This is a genomic window from Streptomyces sp. NPDC055243, from assembly GCF_044544025.1.
GTDB lineage: Bacteria > Actinomycetota > Actinomycetes > Streptomycetales > Streptomycetaceae > Streptomyces.
On the sequence record NZ_JBITWR010000002.1, the window covers coordinates 1034554 to 1058071 of the forward strand.

General features: G+C 71.8%; 22 protein-coding genes. 3 read left to right on the forward strand and 19 right to left on the reverse strand.

All coding sequences use genetic code 11. From position 1 onward, the window contains the following. Nucleotides 1-22 precede the first annotated feature (22 nt). Both ACIGXX_RS09375 and ACIGXX_RS09380 read left to right on the forward strand, forming a co-directional pair. Complete coding sequence (locus ACIGXX_RS09375) at nt 23-1426, forward strand: FAD-binding oxidoreductase (RefSeq protein ID WP_399974156.1); 1404 nt, start codon at nt 23-25, stop codon at nt 1424-1426. Nucleotides 1427-1481: 55 nt separating this feature from the next. Further along, nucleotides 1482-2141, forward strand: coding sequence for a DUF6629 family protein (locus ACIGXX_RS09380; protein WP_366462794.1), 660 nt, complete (start codon nt 1482-1484; stop codon nt 2139-2141). Here ACIGXX_RS09380 and ACIGXX_RS09385 read toward each other — a convergent pair. The 19 genes from ACIGXX_RS09385 to ACIGXX_RS09475 form a co-directional block, all read right to left on the reverse strand. Beyond that, nucleotides 2083-3879 carry an acyl-CoA dehydrogenase gene (locus ACIGXX_RS09385; protein ID WP_399974160.1) on the reverse strand — a complete coding sequence of 599 codons (1797 nt, stop codon included), beginning with the start codon at nt 3877-3879 and terminating at the stop codon, nt 2083-2085. The two genes, ACIGXX_RS09380 and ACIGXX_RS09385, sit on opposite strands and share 59 nt — an antisense overlap. A 139-nt stretch (nt 3880-4018) precedes the next feature. Beyond that, a complete protein-coding gene (locus ACIGXX_RS09390; protein ID WP_361461163.1) occupies nt 4019-4444 on the reverse strand; it encodes a GntR family transcriptional regulator in 426 nt (141 codons plus the stop codon). Between the two features lie 26 nt (nt 4445-4470). Beyond that, the gene (locus ACIGXX_RS09395; RefSeq protein WP_399974164.1) at nt 4471-5451 is read right to left on the reverse strand and encodes an ABC transporter permease; all 981 of its coding nucleotides are present in this window, start codon (nt 5449-5451) and stop codon (nt 4471-4473) included. Beyond that, nucleotides 5448-6398 carry an ABC transporter ATP-binding protein gene (locus ACIGXX_RS09400; protein ID WP_351161721.1) on the reverse strand — a complete coding sequence of 317 codons (951 nt, stop codon included), beginning with the start codon at nt 6396-6398 and terminating at the stop codon, nt 5448-5450. The genes ACIGXX_RS09395 and ACIGXX_RS09400 overlap by 4 nt, the downstream gene beginning before the upstream one ends. Before the next feature lie 132 nt (nt 6399-6530). Then, on the reverse strand, nt 6531-7622 hold the full coding sequence (locus tag ACIGXX_RS09405) for a mechanosensitive ion channel family protein (RefSeq protein WP_351161493.1): 1092 nt from the start codon (nt 7620-7622) through the stop codon (nt 6531-6533). A 115-nt stretch (nt 7623-7737) separates the two neighbouring features. Next, nucleotides 7738-8637 (reverse strand): hypothetical protein, encoded by a 900-nt coding sequence (locus ACIGXX_RS09410; protein ID WP_361461158.1) that lies wholly within the window; start codon nt 8635-8637, stop codon nt 7738-7740. Then, a complete protein-coding gene (locus ACIGXX_RS09415; protein ID WP_399974170.1) occupies nt 8634-9653 on the reverse strand; it encodes an SPFH domain-containing protein in 1020 nt (339 codons plus the stop codon). Before ACIGXX_RS09415 ends, ACIGXX_RS09410 begins: the two co-directional genes overlap by 4 nt. A 107-nt stretch (nt 9654-9760) precedes the next feature. Next, nucleotides 9761-10573 carry an SAM-dependent methyltransferase gene (locus tag ACIGXX_RS09420; RefSeq protein ID WP_351161502.1) on the reverse strand — a complete coding sequence of 271 codons (813 nt, stop codon included), beginning with the start codon at nt 10571-10573 and terminating at the stop codon, nt 9761-9763. A 101-nt stretch (nt 10574-10674) separates the two neighbouring features. Beyond that, nucleotides 10675-11412 carry an Asp/Glu racemase gene (locus ACIGXX_RS09425; RefSeq protein ID WP_399974394.1) on the reverse strand — a complete coding sequence of 246 codons (738 nt, stop codon included), beginning with the start codon at nt 11410-11412 and terminating at the stop codon, nt 10675-10677. A 99-nt stretch (nt 11413-11511) separates the two neighbouring features. After that, entirely contained in the window at nt 11512-12012 is a 501-nt protein-coding gene (locus ACIGXX_RS09430) for a MarR family winged helix-turn-helix transcriptional regulator (RefSeq protein ID WP_351161504.1), read from the reverse strand. A gap of 39 nt (nt 12013-12051) precedes the next feature. Further along, nucleotides 12052-12900, reverse strand: a complete 849-nt coding sequence (locus ACIGXX_RS09435; protein WP_399974175.1) for an alpha/beta fold hydrolase — start codon at nt 12898-12900, stop codon at nt 12052-12054. Continuing rightward, the gene (locus tag ACIGXX_RS09440) at nt 12897-13556 is read right to left on the reverse strand and encodes an isochorismatase family protein (protein ID WP_399974178.1); all 660 of its coding nucleotides are present in this window, start codon (nt 13554-13556) and stop codon (nt 12897-12899) included. Before ACIGXX_RS09440 ends, ACIGXX_RS09435 begins: the two co-directional genes overlap by 4 nt. Further along, nucleotides 13553-14281, reverse strand: coding sequence for an SRPBCC family protein (locus ACIGXX_RS09445; protein WP_399974181.1), 729 nt, complete (start codon nt 14279-14281; stop codon nt 13553-13555). Before ACIGXX_RS09445 ends, ACIGXX_RS09440 begins: the two co-directional genes overlap by 4 nt. Next, the gene (locus ACIGXX_RS09450) at nt 14281-14841 is read right to left on the reverse strand and encodes a (2Fe-2S)-binding protein (RefSeq protein ID WP_399974184.1); all 561 of its coding nucleotides are present in this window, start codon (nt 14839-14841) and stop codon (nt 14281-14283) included. Before ACIGXX_RS09450 ends, ACIGXX_RS09445 begins: the two co-directional genes overlap by 1 nt. After that, on the reverse strand, nt 14838-17198 hold the full coding sequence (locus ACIGXX_RS09455; protein WP_399974187.1) for a xanthine dehydrogenase family protein molybdopterin-binding subunit: 2361 nt from the start codon (nt 17196-17198) through the stop codon (nt 14838-14840). Before ACIGXX_RS09455 ends, ACIGXX_RS09450 begins: the two co-directional genes overlap by 4 nt. Then, the gene (locus ACIGXX_RS09460) at nt 17195-18043 is read right to left on the reverse strand and encodes a xanthine dehydrogenase family protein subunit M (RefSeq protein ID WP_351161519.1); all 849 of its coding nucleotides are present in this window, start codon (nt 18041-18043) and stop codon (nt 17195-17197) included. The genes ACIGXX_RS09455 and ACIGXX_RS09460 overlap by 4 nt, the downstream gene beginning before the upstream one ends. Nucleotides 18044-18122: 79 nt before the next feature. Further along, complete coding sequence (locus ACIGXX_RS09465; protein WP_351161521.1) at nt 18123-19526, reverse strand: MFS transporter; 1404 nt, start codon at nt 19524-19526, stop codon at nt 18123-18125. 34 nt (nt 19527-19560) lie between these two features. After that, on the reverse strand, nt 19561-20832 hold the full coding sequence (locus ACIGXX_RS09470; RefSeq protein WP_399974191.1) for an FAD-dependent monooxygenase: 1272 nt from the start codon (nt 20830-20832) through the stop codon (nt 19561-19563). Nucleotides 20833-20876: 44 nt separating this feature from the next. Further along, nucleotides 20877-21908: a hypothetical protein gene (locus ACIGXX_RS09475; RefSeq protein WP_399974194.1), complete on the reverse strand. Its 1032-nt coding sequence runs from the start codon at nt 21906-21908 to the stop codon at nt 20877-20879. A 419-nt stretch (nt 21909-22327) separates the two neighbouring features. Here ACIGXX_RS09475 and ACIGXX_RS09480 point away from each other — a divergent pair, with 419 nt between their 5' ends. After that, nucleotides 22328-23467 (forward strand): ROK family transcriptional regulator, encoded by a 1140-nt coding sequence (locus ACIGXX_RS09480; protein ID WP_366462785.1) that lies wholly within the window; start codon nt 22328-22330, stop codon nt 23465-23467. Nucleotides 23468-23518: the final 51 nt, after the last annotated feature.

The following is a 23518-nucleotide window of genomic DNA, read 5'->3' on the forward strand; positions in this document are numbered from 1 at the left end:
CGCCGATCCAACGGGGGATTGCATGTCCATGACGGCGGCACAGGCTGCACGGCACGAACTGGCGGGCTTCAAGGGGGAGTTGACGGGAGCGGACGACGCCGGGTACGACGAAGCGCGCGCCGTCTACAACGCGATGGCCGACAAGCGCCCCGCGCTCGTCGCCCGCTGCGCCGACGCCGACGACGTGTCCCGCGTCATCGGCTTCGCCCGCGCGCACGGCCTGCCGCTCGCGGTCCGCGGCGGCGGCCACCACGGAGCGGGCCTCGGCACCGTCGAAGGCGGCGTGGTCGCCGACCTGTCACCGCTCAAGGCCATCGAGGTCGACGCGCGGGCCCGCACGGCCAGGGTCGGCGGCGGCTGCGTCTGGAGCGAGGTGGACCGCGCCACACACGAGCACGGCCTCGCCACGCCGAGCGGCATCATCTCCTCGACCGGCGTCGGCGGCCTCACCCTCGGCGGCGGCCTCGGCCACCTCACCCGCAGGTTCGGGCTGAGCGTCGACAACGTCCTGGAGGCCGACCTCGTCCTGTCCGACGGCCGGCAGGTGCGGGCGAGCGCCGAGGAGAACGCCGACCTGTACTGGGCGATTCGCGGGGGCGGCGGCAACTTCGGCGTCGTCACCTCCTTCCTCTTCCGGCTGCACGAGCTGAGCACGGTCGTCGCGGGCCCCACCTTCTGGCCCGCCGAGCGCGGAGCCGAAGTCCTCGCCGCCTACCGCGACTTCCTGCCGCAGGCGCCCCGCGAGGTGAACGGCTTCTTCATGTACGGCACCGTGCCACCGGCCCCGCCCTTCCCCGCGAGCCTCCATCTGCGCAAGGTCTGCGGCGTCGTGTGGTGCCACACCACCGCGGACCCCGAAGCGGCGGCCCACGCCATGGCGCCCCTGCTCGAAGCGCTGCCCGACCCGCTCCTGCACGCCGTGTCGGAGATGCCGCACCCCGTGCTCCAGTCCATGTTCGACGGGCTCTACCCGCCCGGCGACCAGTGGTACTGGCGCGCGGACTTCGTCGACACCATCCCGGACGAGGCCGTCGCCCTGCACGCCAAGTTCGGCCCCGAGGTGCCGACCATGAAGTCGACGATGCACCTGTACCCCATCGACGGCGCGGCCCACGACCACGACTCCGCCGACACCGCCTGGAGCTACCGGGGCGCCCGTTGGGCCTGCGTCTACGCGGGAGTGGACACAGACCCGGCCAAGGCCGACCTGATCAGGCGCTGGACCGTCGACTACTTCGACGCGCTGCACCCGTACTCGGCGGGCGGCGCCTACGTGAACATGATGATGGACGAGGGGCAGGAGCGCGTACGGGCGAGCTACCGCGACAACTACCCGCGCCTGGCCCGCGTCAAGGCCGCCTACGACCCGGACAACGTCTTCCGTCTCAACCAGAACATCGAGCCCGACCCGCGCGGCCCCGCGTAACCCCGGCGGCCCGCCCGCCGCGCCCCCGCGCGCCGGGGGCCTTAGCGTGAGGGCCATGTGCTGGAGCGCGACCGCCGATCTCGTGGCGGGCGTGGGTGTCGCAGCCGTGGGGGTCGCGTGTGTGACCCGGGCGGCCCGCGGACCCCGCCCGGGCGACCTGCCGCTCGCCGCGCTCCCGCTGCTTCTCGGCGCCCACCAGATCATCGAGTCCGAGGTCTGGCGCAATGACGGCGGGACGGGTCCCGCCACCGTCGCCTGGGCAGTGATCGCCATGCCGCTGCTCGCGCTGTGGATGCCCGTGGCGGTGCTGTGCGCGGCGCCGCCGAGCGCACGCCGCCGCCTCCTGATCCCGCTCGCGGCGGGGATCGCGACGGCGGCGGCGCTCTCCTACTGCCTGGCGACCCGCACCGTGAGCGCCGAGATCCGCGGCCACACGGTCGGCTACTCCCTCGGTCTGCCCCACCCCGAGGTGGTCGTCGCCGGATACCTCCTCGCCACCGTCGGCGCCCTGCTCCTCTCCGGCGACCGGGGCCTGGTCCTCTTCGGCGTCCTGGTCGCCGTCGGGGCGGCGGTGTGCCTGGCGCTGTGGGAGCGGGAGTACATCTCCACGTGGTGCGCGTTCGCGGCCGTTTGCTCGGTGGTCCTGTACTTCTGGGTCAGAAGGCGCTCTCGGCCAGCTCCAGCGCGGTCCGGTCCAGGCTCTCCAGGAGCGTGAACTGGGCTTCGGTCTTGGGCAGTTCGTGGCGGAAGAAGTAGCGGCAGGCGCCGCGCTTGCCCGCGTGGACGTCCTCGGTGCCGCCTTCGGCCGCCAGCAGCTGCTCCAGCCACATCCAGGCGACGACCACGTGCCCGACCGCTTCGAGGTAGACGCTCGCGTTGGCCAGGGCCGTCCGCGGGTCACCGGTCGACCAGAGCCGCCCGGTCGCGCTCGCCACCCGGCGTACGGACGCGTCGAGCGAGGCCCCGTACGCGGCGGCGTCACCGCCCGCCTCCGCGGCCCGCGCGGTCGTCTCCGAGACGCGCCTGCCCAGCAGCGCGAGGCCCGCGCCGCCGTTCATGACGACCTTGCGCCCCAGCAGATCGAGGCCGTGGATGCCGTGCGTGCCCTCGTGGATGGGGTTGAGGCGGTTGTCGCGGTAGAACTGCTCGACGTTGTACTCGCGCGTGTAGCCGTAGCCGCCGTGCACCTGGATCGCCAGGTTGTTGGCCTCCAGGCACCACTGCGACGGCCAGCTCTTGGCGATGGGCGTGAGCACGTCGAGCAGCAGCCTGGCCTCGTCGCGCGCCTGCGGCGACGTGCCGGTGTTCTGCTCGTCGAGCAGCCGCCCGCAGTACAGGTTGAGCGCCAGCGCGCCCTCCACGTACGCCTTCTGGGCCAGGAGCATCCTGCGTACGTCGGCGTGCTCGATGATCGGGACCTGCGGCGACGCGGGGTCCTTGGCGGCCAGGGGGCGCCCCTGGGGGCGGTCGCGCGCGTAGTCCAGGGCGTGCAGGTAGCCGGTGTAGCCGAGCGCGGTGGCGCCCAGGCCCACGCCGATGCGGGCCTCGTTCATCATGTGGAACATGTACGCGAGGCCGTGGTTCGCCTCCCCGATGAGGTGGCCCACCGCGCCGGGCGCACCGCCGGGCCGGTGGACGCCCTCACCGAAGTTCAGCAGGGTGTTCGTGGTCCCTCGGTAGCCCATCTTGTGGTTGAGGCCCGCGAGCACGACGTCGTTGCGCTCGCCGAGCGCACCGTCCTCGCCGACCAGGACCTTGGGCACGATGAACAGCGAGAGCCCCTTCACGCCGGGCGGACCGCCGGGGATGCGCGCCAGGACCAGATGCACGATGTTCTCCGAGAGCTCGTGCTCACCGCCGGAGATCCACATCTTGTTCCCGAAGAGGCGGTACGTCCCGTCGTCCTGCGCCTCGGCCCGCGTGCGCACATCGGCGAGCGACGAACCGGCCTGCGGCTCCGACAGGCACATCGTGCCCAGGAAGCGGCCCTCCACCATCGGGCGTACGAACTTCTCGATCTGCTCCTTCGACGCGTGCGCGAGGAGCAGATTGGCGTTGCCCATGGTCAGGAAGGGGTACGCGGCGGTGCCGACGTTCGCCGCCTGGAACCACGCGAAGCAGGCCTGCGCCACCACGGCCGGCAGCTGCCCGCCGCCGATCTCGTGGTCCATGGCGCCGGCGAGCAGCCCCGAGTCCCCGAAGACCCGCAGGGCCTCCTTGACCTCGGGGATGATGTGCACCCGCTCACCGTCGAAGGTGGGCTCCTGGGCGTCGTTCTTCTTGTTGTGCGGGGCGAAGTGCCGCGTGGCGATCTGCTCGCTCAGCTCGAGGGCGGCGTCGAAGGTCTCGCGGGAGTGGTCCGCATACCGCTCCCGGCCGGTGAGCGCGGGCACGTCGAGCCACTCGTACAGCAGGAACTCGAGGTCACGACGGGACAGGAGCAGGGATGCCATGCGGATTCTCCATGCGGTGACGGCGGTACCGATCCCGGGGCAGGGAGCCCCGCACACCCGATACTAAGCGGTTGCTTATGGGGTTTGTCGAGGGCGGCCCCGGCGACAGCCTCCGTACGGCAGGCTCCGGGCGGCCGGCTCAGGGCCGCGGGTCCTCCTGGAAGGTGGCCGCGTGCACGGCCTCGAACAGCGCCGTGACGTCCTGCCCGGTGTATCCCTCGGCCCGCGCCTGCCGCATCCACTCCGCGAGGGCGTTCCGCAGAGGGGAGTCGGGGCCCGACCGGGGCCGGGCGAGGGAGCGGGTGATGAACGTGCCCGCTCCCTGGCGGACCTCGGCGAGGCCCGCACGCTCCAGCTCGCGGTAGGCCTTGAGCGTCGTGTTCGGGTTGACCTTCGTGGCCGCGGCGACCTGCGCGGCCGTGGGCAGCCGGTCGCCCTCCTCCAACGCGCCCATGCGCAGGGCCTGTTCGACCTGGCGCACGATCTGGAGATACGTGGCCACACCGCTGCGCCGGTCGATGCGGAATTCGACCACTGTCCCCGCTCTCTGCTTGTCTGCGGACACTTTACGTACTCACCGTCACGGCCGTCCTAGAGGGGGCGCCGCGACGCCCACCACAGGACGAAGACGGCCACGGCGGCGGTGCCGCCGAGCAGCAGGGCGGCGCCGGTCCACTGCATGCCCGGCATCTGGTCGTAGCCGAAGTACTCGACCACGTTGTTGACGATGCCGTGGTCCTTGATGCAGGCGTTGGTGGCCTTCTCGGTCGGCTCGGCGCAGATGCCCCAGCCGTAGAGCTGCCCGTCGGCGGTGCCGACCCAGCGGTCCGTCTCCACGACGCTGCTGCTGTTGACGATGCCCGGCGTGTCGGCGTTCAGCGGCCAGGTGATCAGACGCGGGGTGGCCAGGCGGCCACGGAACTCGCCCCAGGCCACCTGGACGACCAGAGCGAAGAGGAAGGTGGCCAGCATGGCGGGCAGCACCCTGCGCAGCAGCATGCCGATCGCGATGCCGCTGATGGTGAGGAAGAGGGAGAGCGCCACCAGCATGGGACCCGTGTTGTCGAACACCGAGCCCGAGAGCCACTCCGAGAGGAGCAGGGCGCGGTAGGGCTCCCACCACCAGAAGAACAGCGTGGAGAGTACGAGGGTGGACAGCAGGACGAGCGAGAGGCACCAGGCCAGCTTGGCGGCGAGCCAGCGGCGGCGCGGCACGGACTGCGTGGTGACCAGCTGCGCGGTGCCGTGCTCCTGGTCGCTCGCGATCAGCGGGGCGCCGATGAAGACGGCGAGGACGACGGGCAGGGCGCCCAGCGCCTCGGCGATGTAGTCGTAGCTCCGCGGGGACGTGGTCAGGCTGACGTCCTTGTCCGGCCAGCCCAGCCCGGCGAGCATGTCGGCCATCTCGCCGCGCTCGTAGACGATCGCGCCCGCGCCGAGCACGACCAGGGCGACGACGATCCACGTCGTGGTGCGGTGCTGGCGCAGGACGAGCCAGGTGAGCCCGTGCAGCAGCCCCGGCTTCACGGCGGCCTGCCCGGTGCGGGGCTTCTCGGTGAGGGTGGTGCTCATGCGGCGGTCATTCCTTCGGCCTCGATGCGGGCGTCCTGGGTGAACAGCGGGTCCGCGTCCGGCGAGCGGAGGTGGGCGAGGAGGATCTCCTCCAGGCTCGGCTCGGAGACCTCCCAGTCCGGGGCCAGCGGGCCGCCGGGGCGCAGGAGGGCACGGAACTGCCGCCCCTGGAGCCGGAATTCGACCACCGTGTGCGGGGTGAGGTCCGCGGGCGGCAGGCCGTCGGGGGCGAGCCCGGTCACCAGGGCGTGGGCCGGGACCAGTTCGTCGGTGTCGCCGGCCATCCGGATCCGGCCGTCCGCGACGACCAGCAGGAAGTCGCACATGTCCTCGAGCTCGGCCAGCATGTGGGAGGACATCACTACCGTCGTGCCGCGCTCGACGGCCTCGGACATCAGCAGGGAGCTCATCTCGTCCCGGGCCAGCGGGTCGAGGTCGGCCATCGGCTCGTCGAGCAGCAGCAGGTCGGGCCGCTTGCCGAAGGCGAGCGCGAAGGCGACGCGGGTGCGCTGGCCGCCCGAGAGCGTGCCGACCTTGGCGTTCAGCGGGACGTTGCCGGAGCGCACGATCCGCTCGGCGGCGGCCATGTCCCAGCCGGGGTTGAGCTCGCGGCCCATCCGCAGCGTCTCGGCCACCGTGAACCGCTTGAACAGGGGCTTGTCCTGCGAGAGGAACGCGAAGCGGGGCATCGCGGCCGGGTCGTCCACCGGCACTCCGAAGACGCGCAGTTCGCCCTCGGTCGGTGTCACCAGGCGGGTAGCGAGCCCCAGCAGGGTGCTCTTCCCCGCTCCGTTGGGGCCGACGAGACCGCAGATCCGCCCGGCGGGCAGCCGGAAGGAGCAGTCGCGCAGCGCCCAGCCGCGGCGATAGCGCTTGCCCAGGCCGCGGGCCTCGAGCGCGGTCGCGCCCAGGGGGCCTGCGGCCTCGGTGGGGTCGGCAAGGGTCATGTCCACGCGCGCCTCTCTCGATTCCATTAAACAATTAATGGAATCATGATCTGCGCGGCAGGGCCCTGTCAAACGACTGCTGCCCGCCGGTTCCTCCGGCGGGCAGCAGATGGTGGAGCAGGGCCGAGGCGGCTACGGCATCGACTTCGTGGGTGCCGTGACCTCACGCTGGTGCGGGATCAGGCCCGGCGGCAGCTCGCCCTGCTGGACGTTCACCGTCCTGACCGGGGCGGGCACCCGGATGCCCTCGGCGCGGTAGCGCTGGTGGAGCTGCTTGATGAACTCGTGCTTGATGCGGTACTGGTCGCTGAACTCGCCGACGCCCAGGATCACCGTGAAGCTGATCCTGGAGTCGCCGAACGTGTGGAAGCGCACGGCCGGTTCGTGGTCGGGCAGGGCGCCGTCGATGTCCTTCATGACGCTCTCCACGACCTCGGTCGTGACGCGCTCGACATGATCCAGGTCGCTGTCGAAGCTGACGCCGACCTGAACCATGATCGACAGGTCCTGCTCGGGGCGGCTGAAATTGGTCATGTTCGTGCCCGCGAGCTGGGCGTTGGGGATGATGACGAGGTTGTTCGACAGCTGCCGCACCACCGTGTTGCGCCAGTTGATGTCGACGACGTAGCCCTCTTCACCGCTGCTGAGCCTGATGTAGTCGCCCGGCTGCACGGTCTTCGCGGCGAGGATGTGTACGCCCGCGAAGAGGTTGGCCAGGGTGTCCTGAAGGGCCAGGGCCACAGCGAGGCCACCGACGCCGAGCGCCGTGAGCAGCGGGGCGATGGAGACGCCGAGCGTCTGCAGGACGACGAGGAAGCCCATCGCGAGCACGACGACACGGGTGATGTTCACGAAGATCGTCGCCGAGCCCGCGACGCCCGACCGGGACTGCGCGAGGGACTTCACCAGGGTGGTGACCACGCGGGCCGCCGTCAGCGTCGCGGCGAGGACGAGCAGGGCGGTCAGCGTCATCGTGACGTTGCGGCCGGTCCTGGGGGTGAGCGGCAGGGCCGCGGCGGCGACGGCCGCGCCCGCGGATATCGCCGCGCAGGGGACCAGCGTGCGCACGGCGTCGACGATGACGTCATCGCCGCTCCACCGGGTCCTGCTGGCCCGTTCGCCCAGCCACCGCAGGATCATGCGCAGCAGCAGACCCGCCGCGATGCCGGCGGCCACCGCGATGCCCGCGGTGATCAGGTCGTGCCATGTGAGGGCTCGCTCCATCAGTTCATTCTCCAGGTTGTGCGGGCGCACCGGACGTATGTTCGCGGTCCGGCGCGAGCGTCATCCTGCCCCATGGGTGCGGCGCCTTAGCCGGGGGCCCGCACCCACCCTGCCGTCAACTCACCAGGCGCAGGGCGATATCAGACATCCCGATCACCACTGACTGACCCCAGGTCAGTTCCACCGCATCGCTCTCCACTCCATCGCCGAAGACGATGAGCCGGTCCGACTCCACGGTGACCCGCAGCCGCTCCAAGGCCCCGAGCGCCCCCTCCACCTGTGACGTCCCGGTGGCGGGCGAAGGCCACGCCTCCCGTACGAACCACACCAGGCGCTGTTCGGCGGGACCCGGGAGCGGCAACGCGCTGCCGCTCTGCTGCCACAGCGAGCGCAGCCAGCCGGTGGCGCCGGTACCGGTGCCGACCAGGACGCCGGAGGAGGCCTGCGCCTCGGGGGCGGCCGTATCGGTGTCCGGACCGATGCGGTAGCGGGCGGTCTGGTGGCCCGGCGGGCCGAGGTAGATCTCATTGAGGGCGAGCAGCCGCTGGGTGTCGTCGGACACCGCCTCCACCATGGTGAGTTCGTCCACCCGGGCCCCGGAGCCGACCGCCGCCGGGAGCAGCTTGGCCGCGTCCGCGCCCCGGTGGCGTACGAGCACTCCGGGGTTGCGCCCCGGCTCGGTGTCGATGCCGATCACCGGCTGTCCGGCGAGGTACTTCGCGGCGTTGGCGACCAGCCCGTCCTGGCCGACGACGACCACGACGTCCTCGGGGCCGAAGAGGAAGCGATCGAGATCGGCGCGTTCCACGCGGGCCCGGCGCCACTGCCGGGGCACCGCGGCCGCCACGTCGGCGAGCGTGCGGTGCGCCCGGTGATGGCGCTCGGCCACCTCCCGCAGGCTCCGGCCGCGTGCGGCGAGGAAGAACTCGGCCTGGCCGTGGGTGCCGTGCCGGGCGAGCAGCTCCTCGTACTCGGTGGTGCGGTGGACGAGCACCGCACGCGGCGCCAGGCTCATGACCGCGCGCCTCCGTCCTGGGCGCCGTGTCCCAGCTTCGCGAGCAGGCCGGTGAGGACGTCGGGGGAGAGGGTGAGGCTCTCGATGCGCGGGACGTTCTCGGCGAGCCGGGTGGCCGCCAGGGCGTGCAGGGTTGCGGCGTCCACCGCGCAGTGCGCCGCGAGCCAGGAGGCCTGGGCCGCCGCCTTCGCCTCGCCGACCGTGCGCGCGGAGGTGGCCTCGGCACGGGCGAGGCGCTCCGTGCGGGCGGCCTCGGCCTCGGCGCGCACGGCGTCGGCGGCCGCGTTCTCCTCCGCCTCGCGGCGTGCGTTGGCGCCACGCCGCTCCACCAACTCCTTTTCCTGGCGGGCGAGTTCGATGCGGCTGGTGAGTTCGTTCTCGGCGATGGCCCGCTCCCGCTGCACGGCCACGGCCCGTCGTTCGTACGTCGCCCGGTCCGCGTCCTGCTGTATCCGCTCCCGCGCGGGGGTGCGCAGGGCGCGCTCGACCTCGGGCTCCGGACGGATCGCGATCACCCGGACGGCAACCACCTCGATGCCGGTGGCGGGCAGCCTGGGCTCCTGGGCGAGGCCTTCGGAGATCCGCTCGCGGACCGCGGTGACACCGTCCGTGAGCGCCTCGGCCAGCGGGGTGCGGGCCAGTACGTCGAGGGCGTTCTGCTGGGCGGACTCCGTGAGCAGGGCGGCGAGTTGCTCCAGCGGTGCGCCGCGCCAGGAGCCGGTGTCCGGGTCGACGGCGAAGTCCAGACGGGACGCGGCGAGCGCCGGGTCGCTGATCCGGTAGGTCACCGTGGCCTGCACGGCGACGTCCTGGAAGTCGGCCGTGCGTGCGTGGAAGGTGACCGCCAACTCGCGGTCGTCGACCGGCACTTCGGAGAGCGCGGCGCTGAGCGCACGGAACCAGAAGCTCAGCCCCGGCCCTTCGTGCACCAGCCGGCCGCGCCGGTGGTGGCGGATGTGGGCGGTGGGCGCGGAGCGCAGGTGGTGCAGTCCCAGGCGGCGGGTGATGTCGGCCATGGTGGAATCCCTCCCCGTTTTCGTCATGCCGACGATATGAGGGTCTGCCTTTATAGTCAAGGTGACTTAAAAGGGGGAGGGGTTCCGCGGCGAACGACGTCGACCGGTTACGCCTTGCGGCCCACCCCCGCGTACAGCGGCACCGGCGTGCCGTTCCTGACCTCGTCGACGCCGAGCTCCGGATGCCAGTCCGGCAGCCACGCGATGCCGGGGTCGAGGAGCTCAAGGCCCTCGAAGAACCGCTCCACCTCGGCCCGTGCACGCGGCACGAGCGTGACGCCGCCCGCCTTGTACATCTGGACCGCCTGCTCGGTCCGCTCCGGATCGACGTCGCCCGCCATCTGGGACAGGACCAGATGACTGCCCGGCGCGAGGGCTGCCACCAGCCGCTCCACGACGTCGTACGCACCGTCGTCATCGCTGATGAAGTGCAGCAGCGCGATCAGCGAGAGCGCGATCGGCTGCGTGAAGTCCAGTACGCCATCCGCCTGTTCGAGGATCTTGTCCGGCTCGCGCGCGTCCACCTGGAGGTACTCCGTCGCCCCCTCGGGCGTCCCCCGCAACAGCGCCTCCGCGTGCGCGAGGACGATCGGATCGTTGTCCACGTACACGACGCGCGCCTCGGGGGCGGCCGACTGGGCGATGCGGTGGAGGTTCGGTTCGGTGGGAATCCCCGTGCCGATGTCCAGGAACTGGCGTATCCCCTCTTCGCCCGCGAGGCGGCGCGTGGCGCGCTGCATGAACCAACGATTGTGCTGCGCGCAGTACTTGGTCTGCGGTTCGAGCGACACGATCTGGAGCCCGAGCTCCTCGTCCACCGGGTAGTTGTCCTTGCCGCCCAGGAACCAGTCGTAGACGCGGGCGGGGTGCGGCTTGCTGGTGTCGATCAGCTGGGTCACGGGCGGCGGGATCGCGGACATGGGTCAACTCCCATAGGTGCGGCGGGCGTTCGGACGCACATACGGCGCGTGCGTCCGGTCATCGTGCCCGCTCGCCCCACCGGGCTCAAGCGTCAACGCGCTCAAGCGTCGCCGGGATTCCGCAGCAGGCTGCCCGCGCCCGGCACGTGCGGCGGCAGGCCCAGCTCGGTCAGGATGCGGTACGCCGTCGCGGTGGCCGCCGACAGGACGGGCAGGCCCGCCGCGTCCTCCACCGCCTGGATCGACGCCAGCGAAGGCATCTGCACACACGCCGAGAGGACGAGCGCGTCGGCGCGGCCCAGGTCCACGCGGCGCCAGTGGTCGCGCAGGTCGGCGGGGTCGAGCCGGGCGACCGCCAGGTTGTCGGGCACCTCCAGGCTGAGCGCGTCCACGACCTCGACCCCGGCGTCCTCGATGTAGTCGGCGACCAACTGCGTCAGCGGCTTCATGTACGGGGTGATGATCGCGACCCGGGCGGCACCGAGCGCCTTGATGCCGTCGAGCAGGGCGCCCGCACTGGAGATCACCGGTGCCTGCGCGCCCTCGGACCGCAGGGCCGCGGTGATCTCGTCCTCCGCCGTGCAGTGGTGGCCGGGGCCCTGCGCCATGATCGCGACGAGGCAGGCGGTGGCGACCACGTCGGGCCTGGCGTCGGCGAGTTCGAGCGCGGCACGCTCGGTCTGCGCGTTCATCGCCCTCAGCTGCTCGGGCGTCACGTGCTTCATGCGCATCCGGCTGCTGTGGAAGACGAACCGATCCTGCGGGGCCATCGCCTCGCGGTCGCGCAGCATGCGCGGCAGCTCCGTCTCCATCGTCAGGTTCGAGCTGGGCACGATCATGCCGATGTGGTGGTCGGTCGCTGTCGCGGGCGTCGCGGTCACTGCCACGGGATCCTCCGGATGGTGTCGTACGGGCTGCCCGTACGGCAGTCCGTACGGCTATGAGCCCTCGGTCAGCCCCTCCCAGTGATCGGCGAGGGACGTGAGGAGATGCATGACTTCTTCGCGCCGCTCGTCGCCGAACGGTTCGAGGAGCCGCTCGTCGAGCTCACGTGCGCGACGGTTGGAGTCGTGGAGGGTGCGCTCACCCTCCTCGGTCAGATAGAGCAGCTTGCGGCGGCCGTCGTCGGCGGCCGTCCTGCGCACGATCAGCCCCCGGTTCTCCAGGCGCCGCGCCACGTCCGCCATCGTCGACGTGTCCAGGGCCACCGCCGACGCCATCGACCGCTGGTCGTGGCCGGGCGAGGCGTCCACCGCCTGGAGCACGGCGAACTGCGGTCCGGTGAGGGTCGGGTCCACGGCGCGGATCCAGACCGCGAGGTAGGCCTGGTACAGGCGCCGTACCTGGTATCCGGGTGCGGCCGTGAGGGCGGCGGGCGGCCCGGGCTGCGTGGATCTCGTAGCCGTCGTAGGCGTCGTGGTGGAGGTTTCGTCAGCCATGGAGCCCACTTAAGCACGGGGGTTGATCGGTTCGGACGATCAGGTCAGCATCGGTCGCAGTGCCTCGCGCAGCGCGGAGATCGCCGCGCGGGTGCTGTCCCAGAACAGCATGTGACCCGCGTCCGGGACGCCGGCGAAGACGGCCGACGGGTGCAGCCGCGCGGCCTCGGCGGCGCCCGCCGCGGTGACGACGGGGCTGTCCGCGCCGTACAGGAGCGCCGTGGGCCCCGGCACGGAGGGCCACCAGGCGAAGAAGTCCTCGCTCTCGAAGCCGCGGTGGGTGGCCGCGATCGCCTCCGCGCCGCAGCTCGCCAGCCAGCGGGCCCGCAGCTCCTGCTCCCGGCGCGGCCAGCGCGGCCAGGACCGGGCCACCTCGTCCGCGTCGGTGCCGCGCCGGGCCTGCGCGAGCTGGTCGAGGAAGGCCTCCAGAGGAGTGGGGTAGGGCCCGCGCCCGGGGCCGCTCATCGGCGGGTCCCCGAGCACGGTGCCGCGCAGCGCCACCTTGGCGCGCACCGCGGTGACGGCGGCGATGCGCGCGCCCATGGAGTGCCCGAACAGGATCGGCCGGTCGAGTCCGAGGCCCGTGACGACGGCTTCGACGTCCTCGGCGTACTCATCGAGGGAGTAGGAGCCGCCCCCGTCGGAGAGCCCCCGCCCCCGTACGTCGAGGATCAACGGCCGTACGACGTCGGTCAGTTCACGTGCCACGAAGTCCATCGTGACGGCGGGGCTCGTGATGCCGGGCAGGACGAGGAGCGGGGCGCCGGTGCCGCCGTAGTCCAGCACGTGCAGGCGCGTGGCGCCCGAGCGGACCCAGCGGCTGGTGGCGGGGACGTCGGCGAGGTCGGCGAGTGCGGACTGCGGCAGGCAGCGGTCGGGCGGGGTCATGCGTTCCTCCTGGCGTGCGCGAGGGTGCCGAGGTAGTCGACGGCTTCCTTCAGGTCGATGACGTCGCCGTACTTGGCCTGGATGTCGAAGAGGCTCGCCTCGTGCGGCCCCGCGGCGCGATCGCCGACGCAGGCGCGCGGCACGAGCACCGAGAACCCGCTCTGCACGGCGTCCACCGCCGTCGCCCGCACGCAGCCGCTGGTCGTCGCCCCGCACACCAGGACCGTGTCGCAGCCGAGGCCGGTGAGCAGGGCGGCGAGCGAGGTCCCGAAGAAGGCCGACGCACCCTTCTTCACCACCATCAAGTCCCCTGGGTCACGGGGGAGTCGTGGGTCGAGCGCGACTTCCTCACTGCCCTCGACCAGGGACCGCATGCCTTGCGCCTTGTGCAGCCAGGTGACGGCGTCACCCGTGGCCTCGGCGGGCGTGTAGGAGATCGCCGTGAAGACGACGGGTACGTCGGCGGGGCGTCCGCTCTCGAGCAACTCACCCACCGAGCGCACCACTTCGGTCAAGTCGGCTCCCGAGGGGAAGCCGTCCTCGGTGAAGCCGCGGGTGAGGTCGACGACCAGAATGGCGGGGCGGCTGCCCCGTCGCACGGGGGCGCCGAATCCCGCTCGCTCATAGGTACGTTCCGTCTCCTGCCCGTAGTTCACGACGCCCTCCTCGGCGCGCGCAGGGCCCGCAGCTCCCGCGCCTGCGCCCCGAGCCGGCCGAGCAGCCAGCCCTCCAAGAGGCCGACGGCGAAGGCGCCGGCGACGGCGCCGTACTTGGCGGCGGCCGGTCCGAGCAGCATGGACAGGCCGTCGAGTTCGGCCGCCGCCGGTGCCGCGGGGTGCGCGGCGTGGGGAGCCGCGGCAGCCGCGGCAGACGGGGCGGACACGGCGGACGGGGTGGACGCGGCGGACAGGAGGGAAGAAGGCGCGGCCGGTGTCCGCTCCTGGTCGAGCAGACTGCCCAGGTTCTGTGCGAACTGCTGGAGGATGCGGTCGGACACCGTCGCGATGGCCCCCTTCCCGAACTGCGCGATCTTGCCCCGTATCACCAGATCCGTGGAGATCTTGAGCAGCGTGCCCTCGGTCGCCGCGAGTACGTCGAGCGCGACCTCCGCCTCCGCGTCGCCGCTCCCATGGGTGTCGGCGCCGCGCGCCTGGACCCGCAGCCGCCGCCCCTGCTGGTCGACCTCCAGGAAGCGGACCGTACCGGCGTACGCGGCGCTGATCGGGCCGACCTTGATCTTCACGGTGCCCTGCCAGGCGTCCCCGTCGCGCCCGTCGAGCGCCGCGCCCGGCATGCACGAGGCGACCCGCTCGACGTCGTTCAGCAGGGCGAAGACCTCGTCCGGCGAGGCCTTGACCGGGACCGAGTTGGTGAGCTGCATCAGAACTCCTTGGGGCAGCGCCGGGCGACGGCGCAACCGTCGATCGCCTCGACTACGGTCTGGTAGCCGGTGCACCGGCAGAGGTTGGAGGCGACGACCTCGCGGATCTCATCCTTGGTCGCATCGGGCCGCTCGTCGAGGAACCCCTCGGCGAGCATCAGGAAGCCGGGGGTGCAGAAGCCGCACTGCAGGCCGTGGTGTTCGCTGAACGCCCTTTGCAGATCGCTCAGGTCGGTCCCGTCCGCAAGGGACTCGACCGTCCGGACCCGGGCGCCCTCGGCCTGCGCCGCGAACATCAGACACGCACGCACGGGCCGGTCGTCGACCAGGACCGTGCACGCGCCGCAGATGCCGTGTTCGCAGCCGACGTGGGTGCCGGTCAGGCGCAGATCGTGCCGGAGCACGTCGACCAGGGTGCGGCGCGGCTCGGTGATCACTTCGTGCCGCTCGCCGTTGACGTCAAGGGTGAGCAGCAGAACGTCGGCGGCGTTGTCGCTGCGAGTACTGGTGCGAGTGCTGGTGTGAGTGCCGGTGTGAGCGCTGGTGTCGGTGTCGGTCATGAGGAGAGCTCCAGGTTCAGGGCGCGGTGCACCGTCTCCGGGGTGATGGGGGTGTGGTCGAGCTCGACGCCCGTGGGCCGCAGGGCGTCGTTGACGGCGTTGAGCACGGCGGCCGGCGCCCCGATGGTGCCGCCCTCGCCCGCGCCCTTCGCGCCGGTCTCGGTGAACGCGCACGGCGTCTCCAGGTGGTGGATCAGGACGTCGGGGATCTCGTGGGCGGTGGGCACCTTGTAGTCCATGAAACTGGTGGCCGATGGCTCGCCCATCGCGTCGTACGTCACCTGCTCGAAGAGCGCGCCCGCGATGCCCTGCGCGATGCCGCCCCGGCACTGGCCCTCCACGACCTGCGGGTTGATCGCCACACCGCAGTCCTCGACGCAGACGTACCGCAGGATCTCCACCTGCCCGGTGCCTTCGTGCAGTTCGACGACCACGCCGTGGGTGGCGTTCGAGAAGGTGCCGTCGTTGAAGACGTCGAAGGTGGCGGTGGCGCTCAGGCCGGGCTCGATGTCCTTGGGCAGCAGGTGCGCCTGGAGATAGGCGATGTCGGCCAGTTCTTCGTACGTGAGGGTGGTGCCGTCACGGCGCCGTACGCCTCCTCGCGCGATCTCCACGTCCTGCGGCCCGACCTCCCAGCGGGCCGCCGCGATCCGCCGCAGCTTCTCGCCGAGCTTGGCCGCCGCGAGCCGCACCGCGCTGCCGCCCACCGTGATGGAGCGGCTCGCGAAGGTGCCCCAGCCGTAGGTGATGCGCTCGGTGTCGCCCTGATGGAGCTTCACCTTGGCCATGTCCAGACGCAGTTCGTCGGCGATGATCTGGGCCATCGTCGTCTCGTGGCTCTGTCCGTGGCTCATGGTGCCGGTGGTGACGGTCACCGCGCCGCTGGTGTCCATCTTGACCTCGGAGATGTCGAAGCCGGGGACGACCCGCATCTTGCGCTGGGCGAAGGCCGCGGAGCCGTAGCCGGTGCGCTCGCTGAAGCAGGCGTAGCCGATCCCGATGTGCCGCCCCTCGGCTGCCGCCGCGGACCGCTTCTCGTACCAGCCCTCGTCCTTGACGAGCCGCTCGCACAGGTTCAGTGACTCCAGATAGGAGCCCGGGTCGTACGTGATGTTGTTGACGCCCGTGTAGGGGAAATCGGTGATGACGTTGCGGCGGCGGATCTCGACGGCGTCCAGGCCCAGTTCCCGCGCGGCCCGCTCGAAGAGCCGCTCCACCACCATCACGTACTGCGGACGGCTCACCCCCCGGTAGGGCGCGGTGGGCGCCTTGTTGGTGGCGACCGCCCGGCCGCGCACCCGGTAGGCGGGCACCTGGTAGACGCCCGGCATCTCCGCCGCCGCCATCAGCGGCTCGATGCCCGCCGTGAACGGATAGCAGGAGTAGGCGCCCATGTCGCACACCACATCGGCGTCGAGGCCGAGGATTCTGCCCTCGGCGTCGAAGGCCGCGCGCACGTCGTAGTGCTGCTCGCGGGCGAGGAAGGAGGCGGACAGGGCGTCCTTGCGGTCCTCGATCCACTTCACCGGCCTGCGAAGGCGCAGCGCCGCGGCCGCCGCCGCGATCTCCTCGCGCCCGACGACGCACTTCTGGCCGAAGCCGCCGCCCATGTCGGGCACCACGACCCGCACGGCCCGTTCGTCCAGGCGCAGACAGCGGGAAGCCACCGTCCGCACCTGGTGCGGGACTTGGGTGCAGGTCTGCAGGACGAGCTGTTCCTCGCGGTCGTCCCAGTGGGCGACGACACCGCGCGTCTCCAGCGGCAGGGCGTTCTGCCGCCCGGTCCGCGAGGCGACATGGACGACGCAGGCGGCGGCGTCGAAGATCGCGTCGATGCCGTCCGTGGCGAAGAGTGAGACGTCCACGAGGGTGTTGCGCGCGGCCTCTTCGTGGAGCAGGGGTGCGCCGGGCGCCAGGGCCGCCTCCTCGGAGGTGACCGGCGGAAGGGCCGCGTAACTGACCTTGGCGGCCTCCAGGCCGTCCTCCGCGGCGTACGCGTCCTTCGCCACGACGATCGCGACGGGCTCCCCTACATAGCGGACCCGGTCACGGGCCAGGACGGGCATCGCGGTCGGCACGAACTCCGTCAGCGGACGGCCCAGTTGGGCGGTGATGTCGGTCAGCTCCAGGTCGTCGGCCGTGAACGCCGCGACGACACCCGGCACGTCGCGCACCGCCGTCAGGTCGATCGAGGTGATCTCGCCGTGCGCGACCGTGCTGCGCACGAACTGGGCGTGCAGCATGCCCGGCAGCGCGATGTCGTCGACGAACCGGCCGCGCCCGGTGAGCAGCCGGGGATCCTCGCGCCGGGCCACGGATCGGCCCACCAACTGCCCTGTCGTGTCAGGCTCGTTCATCGGGCCATTGCCTCCTCACAGGCACGCCGGACCAGCGTGCGGACGAGCTGCTTGCGGTAGTGCGTGCTGCCGGACGCGTCGGCCGGGGGATCGACAAAGTGCGCCGCCGCGGTCGCGCACTCGGCGAAGGAGCCCCCGGCCGCGAGGACGGCTTCCGCCTCCGGCACCCGCACCACGCGGGCGGCGACCCCGCCGAGCGCGACGCGCCCGCCGCGCACCGAACCGCCCGCGACGTCGAGGTCCACGACGGCGGAGACGATCGCGAAGTCCCCCTGCCGCTCGGCGAACTCGGCCAGGGCGGCGTGCGGTGCCGGACGCGGGAAGACGATCTCGACGAGGATCTCGTCGAAGTCGAGGGCGGTGGTGTAGTAGCCGTGGAAGAAGTCCCCGGCCGCGATCCTGCGCTCGCCGCGCGGCCCGCGGGCCACGAACTCGGCGTCCAGCGCCACCGCCAGCAGGCACCACTCGGCGGTGGCGTCGGCGTGCGCGATGCTGCCGCCGACCGTGCCGCGGGTGCGGATCGGCAGATGCCCGATCCACGGCATGGCCTCGCGCAGCACGGCGAAGTCCGCCCCGAGCCGCCCCGCCGGGTCCCTCTCCACCGTGTGATGCGTGGTGAGCGCCCCTATGCGCAGCCCGCCCGCCGGGTCGGTGCGCAGCCGGTCGAGCTCGCGCAGGCCGCCGATGTCGACCAGGTGCCGGGGCCGGGCAAGACGGAAGTTCATCATCGCGACCAGGCTCTGGCCACCGGCGACGACCTTGGCTTCGTCGCCGAGCTCGGCGAGCAGCCGCGTGGCGCCGTCGAGGTCGCGGGCCCGGTGATAGGCGAAGGGGGCGGGCTTCATGGTCCTCCTGTCGTACGTGAGCGGTCGTGCGCCGAGCGGCCGTACGGAGCGGCCGTACGGAGCGGCCGTACGGCCGCGGTCAGAGTGCCGCCTGCTCGGTGACCGGCAGGGGTGACGCCGACGCGGGTACCGGGGGCTCCTCGTCCCCGTCCAGCTCCCGTCCCTTCGTCTCCGGCGCCGCCACCGCCATCCAGGCGACGGCGACCAGCACGGTCCCGCCGAGCACGGCGAACGTCAGCGGCAGGCCGAGCAGCGGCCACATCACCGATCCGAAGAGCAGCGGTGCGAAGCCGGTGAGCACCCGGCTGACCGAGGAGGCCCAGCCGAAGCCGCTGGCGCGCAGGGGAGTGGGGTAGAGCTCGGACACGTACGCGTACAGGGCGGGGATGGCCAGCTGGGCCAGGAAGCCGAAGACGCCGATCGCCACGACCGAGCCGGTCGGCAGGTCCCGCACCAGGGCGAAGACGACCAGGGCGAGCGAGGCGACCGGGGCCGAGACGCCGATCAGCCACTTGCGGCCGATGAGGTCGACCAGGGCGGTGGAGACCAGGACGCCGACGATGCCGACGCCGCTCATCAGGGTGGTGCTCATGAACGCGGCCGTGTCGCCCTGGCCCTCCTCCTTGAGGATCGAGGGCATCCAGCTCAGCGCCGCGTAGTAGACGAGCATGATCGTGGAGAAGAGCAGCCAGGCCGCGGAGGTGATGCGCGGGCTGAAGCGCCAGATGCGGCGCAGCTGGTCGACGGCGGCGGCCACACCGCGCGGCCCGTCGTCCACCGCCGGCTCGGGGATGACGTAGGGCTCCACGGGGGCTCCGGTGCGCGCCACCAGGTCGTCGATGACCTTGCGCGCCTCGGCCTCGCGGCCCTTCTTCGACAGATAGATGGGCGACTCGGGGATGCCGCGCCGGGCCCAGAAGAGCAGGAGCGCGGGCAGCACCATCGTCGCCAGCATCCACCGCCAGTTGCCGTCCAGGGTCAGCATCGCCGTCGAGACGAGCCCGCACAGGGTCACGCCCACCGGCCACCACGCGTCGAGCGCGGTCAGGATGCGCCCCCGGTACTTGCGCGGCGAGAACTCGCCCACCAGGGCGTAGTCCACGGGGATGCAGCCGCCGAGCCCCACACCCGCGAGGAACCGCAGCGCGAGGAAGACCGGATACGTCGGCGCGAGCGCACCGAGCACCGAGAACATGGCGAAGATCAGCAGTGTGACGCTGAACGCCTTCTTGCGCCCGATCCGGTCGGCGACCGCGCCCCAGGCGACGGCGCCTACGGCCATCCCCACCAGGTTCGCGGTGGCGACGAGCCCGCGCTCGCTGAGCGAGAGGTCGAAGTGCTTGCCCAGGAGCGGCATGAGGAAGCCGTTCAAGGCGATGTCGTACGCGTCGAAGAGGTAGCCGAGGCCGCCGATGATGAAGATCTTGCCCTGGACCGACCATCTCCAGGGGAGTTCCTGAACGATCTGATCGCCTGTTTTCACGTTCGCTCCAAAGGGGCTCAGCGGGTGAACTGGCTCAGCGGGTGAACTGGTAGGAGAACGCCCCGAGATCGGGGTCGTTGAGCGGGCTGCCGCCCCAGAGCCAGTCGTACGAGAGATCGGACTCGCCGTCGAAGTCCCGGCGGAGCTTCTCGTCCCTGGCCCGCTGCTCGGGACCGTCGGGGAAGTGGTAGAAGGTCTTGTTCTGCAACGAGGCGTCCTGGACCATCCCGGCGTGCTTGGCGCGCCGGTCGACATAGCGGCGCAGCGCCGCCTCGATGCCCTCCGCCGTGACCGCGCCCAGCTCCTCGGCGAGCACCGCGGCGTCCTCCATGGCCTGCGAGGCGCCCTGCGCCTGGTAGGGCAGCATCGCGTGGCAGGCGTCGCCGAGCAGGGCGACCCGGCCGTCCTGCCACACCGGGTCGCGGCGCCGGTGGTAGAGCGCGAAGCAGGAGACGTCCTCCTTCGCCTTGGAGAGCATCGCGGGGACGCGGTCGTCCCAGCCGGGGAAGGCGTCGACGAGGTCCTGCGCGGTGGCGGCGACGGACCACTTCTGTGCGACCTCGTCCGTGCAGGGCACGCAGGCCACGATGTTGAGGTACTCGCCGCCGCGGATCATGTAGTGGACCAGGTGGCGGTCGGGGCCGTACCAGATCGTGGACTGGTAGCGGTCCACCAGCCAGCGCGTCGCCGGGTCGGCCGCGATCAACTCGCCCGGTATGAGCGCCCGGTAGGCCATCTCGCCGGAGAAGAGGAGCGTGTCCGGGGCGCCCATCAGGTCGCGCACCTGGGAGCGGATGCCGTCGGCGCCGATGACGACGTCGGACACGTACCGCCGCCCGTCGTCGGTGATCGCCACCGGGCGCGCGGGGTCCGTGCGGTCGAGCTCGGCGACCTTGCTCGCGGTGTGCAGCGCGACGACGGGGCCAGGACCTGCCGGGTCGACACAGGCGTCCATGAGGACGCGGTGCAGATCGGCCCGGTGATAGTGCCAGTACGGCGCGTTGAACTGCTCCTTGCAGCGCCGGCCCAGCGAGGTCAGGCCGACGACCCTGCCGTCCTTCCAGCGCCGCCGCACCTGGTCGAGCGGCTCGGTGTGGATGGCCTCCAACTGGCGGCGCAGGCCGAGGCCGAGCAGGACGCGGCTGGCGTTCGGCGCCGTCTGGATGCCCGCGCCCACCTCGCCGAGCTGCGCCGCCTGTTCGAGCACGGTGACCCGCAGACCGCGGTGCCGCAGCGCCAGGGCGGCGGTCAGACCACCGAGGCCGCCTCCGACGACGGTGACTTCGTACGACTGGCTGGACGCCACGCTTCCTCCATCTTCCTTCTCCGGACGAGCAGTTGGAGCGCCGGTCAGCGCTCGGTGAGACGGCCGCCCGTCACGACCTCGGTGCCGTCGACCGCGACCGTGCAGCCGCGCATGGCGATGTCCAGATGCGCGTACGACTCGCGCCCCAGGACGGGGTGCGGTCCGGTGGACCACAGGAAGTTCCCGGCGAAGGCGCGGGCGTCCATGCCCATCAGGTCGTCCTTGCCGTACATCGCGGTGGCGAACCAGTCGGCCGTACGCATCAGGCCCCAGCCCATGTGGGAGAGGCTGCGCGCCCACTGGTCGTTCGCGTCCTCGAAGAACGTGTTCAGGAGCTCGGCCTCGGCGCCGCCCGACACCTTCTCGATCTGGCCGCCCGCGATCTGCAGGGTCACCGGCTGGCGCACGTACTCCTTGAAGGGCAGCAGGATGTCGCCCTCGGCGAGCACGATCTGCCCGTCGGAGATCTCCGGCCAGCACAGCACCATCGTGCTCGGCCAGTGGTCCCAGCGGCCCGGGTCGTCGGCGAAGCCGCACTGGAACTCGGGCTTGGAGCCCGCGAGTTGCACGGTCAGGTCCGTGCCCGCGTCCGAGGTGACCTGCATGACGGACGACCGCTTGAGCAGCTGGACGCCTTCGAGCACCTCGTCCTTGTCGGCCTCCTTGGGCAGGTTGCGGATGAGGACGTCGGGGGCGTCGCAGACGAAGATGATGCGGGTGCCCGCGCGCAGGATCTCCTGCTGTACGGGTGCGTGGATGAAGCCCTCGCGGGTGAGGTCGACGACCAGGTCGGCGGACTTCAGCAGGTCCTGCGCGGTGGAGTCGTTGAGCACCGAGACGAGGCCGGGGCCCGCGCCGGTGTGGGTGCTCGGCATCGGGGCGGGGCTGCCGCCGGGGACGGTGGCGGCGATGACATGGGCGCCGCACGTCTTGGCGGCGCCGAACGCGGCCGCCACGTAGTCGCCGCGGCTGCCGGGCTCGGAGAGGACGACGACGTGCTCGCCCTCGCGGAGCTTGCACAGCCGCAGTTCGCGGGTGAACGCGTCGAGCAGATCGACGGACGAAAGATCGAACACGGGGGATCCCTTCTTTCGGGCTGCCACGGACTGCCGGAGGCATGCGGGCAGCACGACTCCGGACACATCGTGCGAGGGGAGTTGTGGGGGAGCTTTCGGGTGCTCAGGCAGGCCTGACTGGCCCGCCGTACAGGGTCTGAGCTGCGGATACGAGGCGGTGGGTGGCCGCCCGACTGAGATAATCCGAACACGTACGATCTGCCTTGGCAAGGGGTCGCGCACGGAGTTAACCCGGGTGTTTCCTGACGGGCCATCAGGGAAATGCGACGGCAGCCCGGCGCGTCGGCCGCATGGTTTCTGCCTCTGCGAAGGGGGTTCCCCGTCGGTCATGGATATGCAAGTCTCCTCCTTAATCTCCGGGAGCGGCCGTCGACCCACTGGTCAACAGGGCTGCCCCGCCCTCGACATGGGGTGAAGAAGTGTTGCGGAACGGAACGCGGGGGCACGACCTCGCCTCGCTGCGCCGGTTGAACACCACCGTGGTCCTGCGCGCCCTGCACCGCCGCAGCCCGCAGACGCTCGCCGAGCTCGCCGCCGGCACCGGACTCTCCCGGCCCACCGTGGAATCCGCCGTCGAGGAACTGGCCGCCCACGGCTGGGCGGGCGAGGCCGAGCGTGACGACGACGGCGAGCGCACACCGGGGCGCCCCGCCCGCCGGTTCCGCTTCCGCGCGGAGGCGGGCCGCGTCGTGGGCGCCGACATAGGCCTGCACAAGATGGTGCTGCTCCTGGCCGACCTCGGCGGGACGGTGCTCGCCGCGCACCGCGAGGACATCGACCCGGAGCTGGGCGGAGCCAAGCGGCTCACACTCCTGCGGAAGGGACTCGAAGCCTTCCTGGACGCACACTCCGTACGGCGCGGCGACGTCCTCGCCCGCTGCGTGGGCGTACCCGGCGTCGTCGACGCGGGCGGCACCATCACGTCGCACGTCATCCCCGAGTGGTCCGGCGTGGACATGGGGCGGCTGCTCGCCGAGGGGGAGCCGGGCCACACCCTCGTCGAGAACGACGTGAACCTCGCCGTGCTGGCCGAGCGCTGGCAAGGCGCGGCCACCCTCGCCGGTGACGTCGTCTGCGTCCTGACCGGACACCGCGTGGCCTGCAGTCTCACCATCGGCGGGCGGCTGCACCGGGGGCGGCGCGGCGGCGCGGGCGAGCTGGGCCTGCTGCCGCTGCTCGGCATGAACACCGCGCAGGACGCGCTCAGCTGGAAGGGCGACCGGCGCGACGGCGAGTCCGAAGTGGCCGCACTCGCCCGCGCCGCCGACACCGCCGACCCGCGCGCCCTGGCGGCCGTGGCGGACTTCGCCGACCGCATCGCGCCGGGCATCGCCGCCCTCGCCCTCGCCGTCGACCCGGAGCTCGTGGTGCTCACCGGCGGCGCGACCCCGCTGGGCGGCCATCTCGTGCCGCTGATCGAGGACAGACTGCGCCCGCTGACCCTGCACGTCCCCCGCATCGCGCTGAGCACGCTCGGCGAACAAGGCGTCGCGATCGGCGCCGTACGCAAGGCACTTGACCAGGTCGAATCCGATCTCCTGGCGGATTCGGCGCTCTAGAAAGGCTCTGGAAGAGCTCCAGGACACCGCAGCAGAACCCGGACTCAGGAC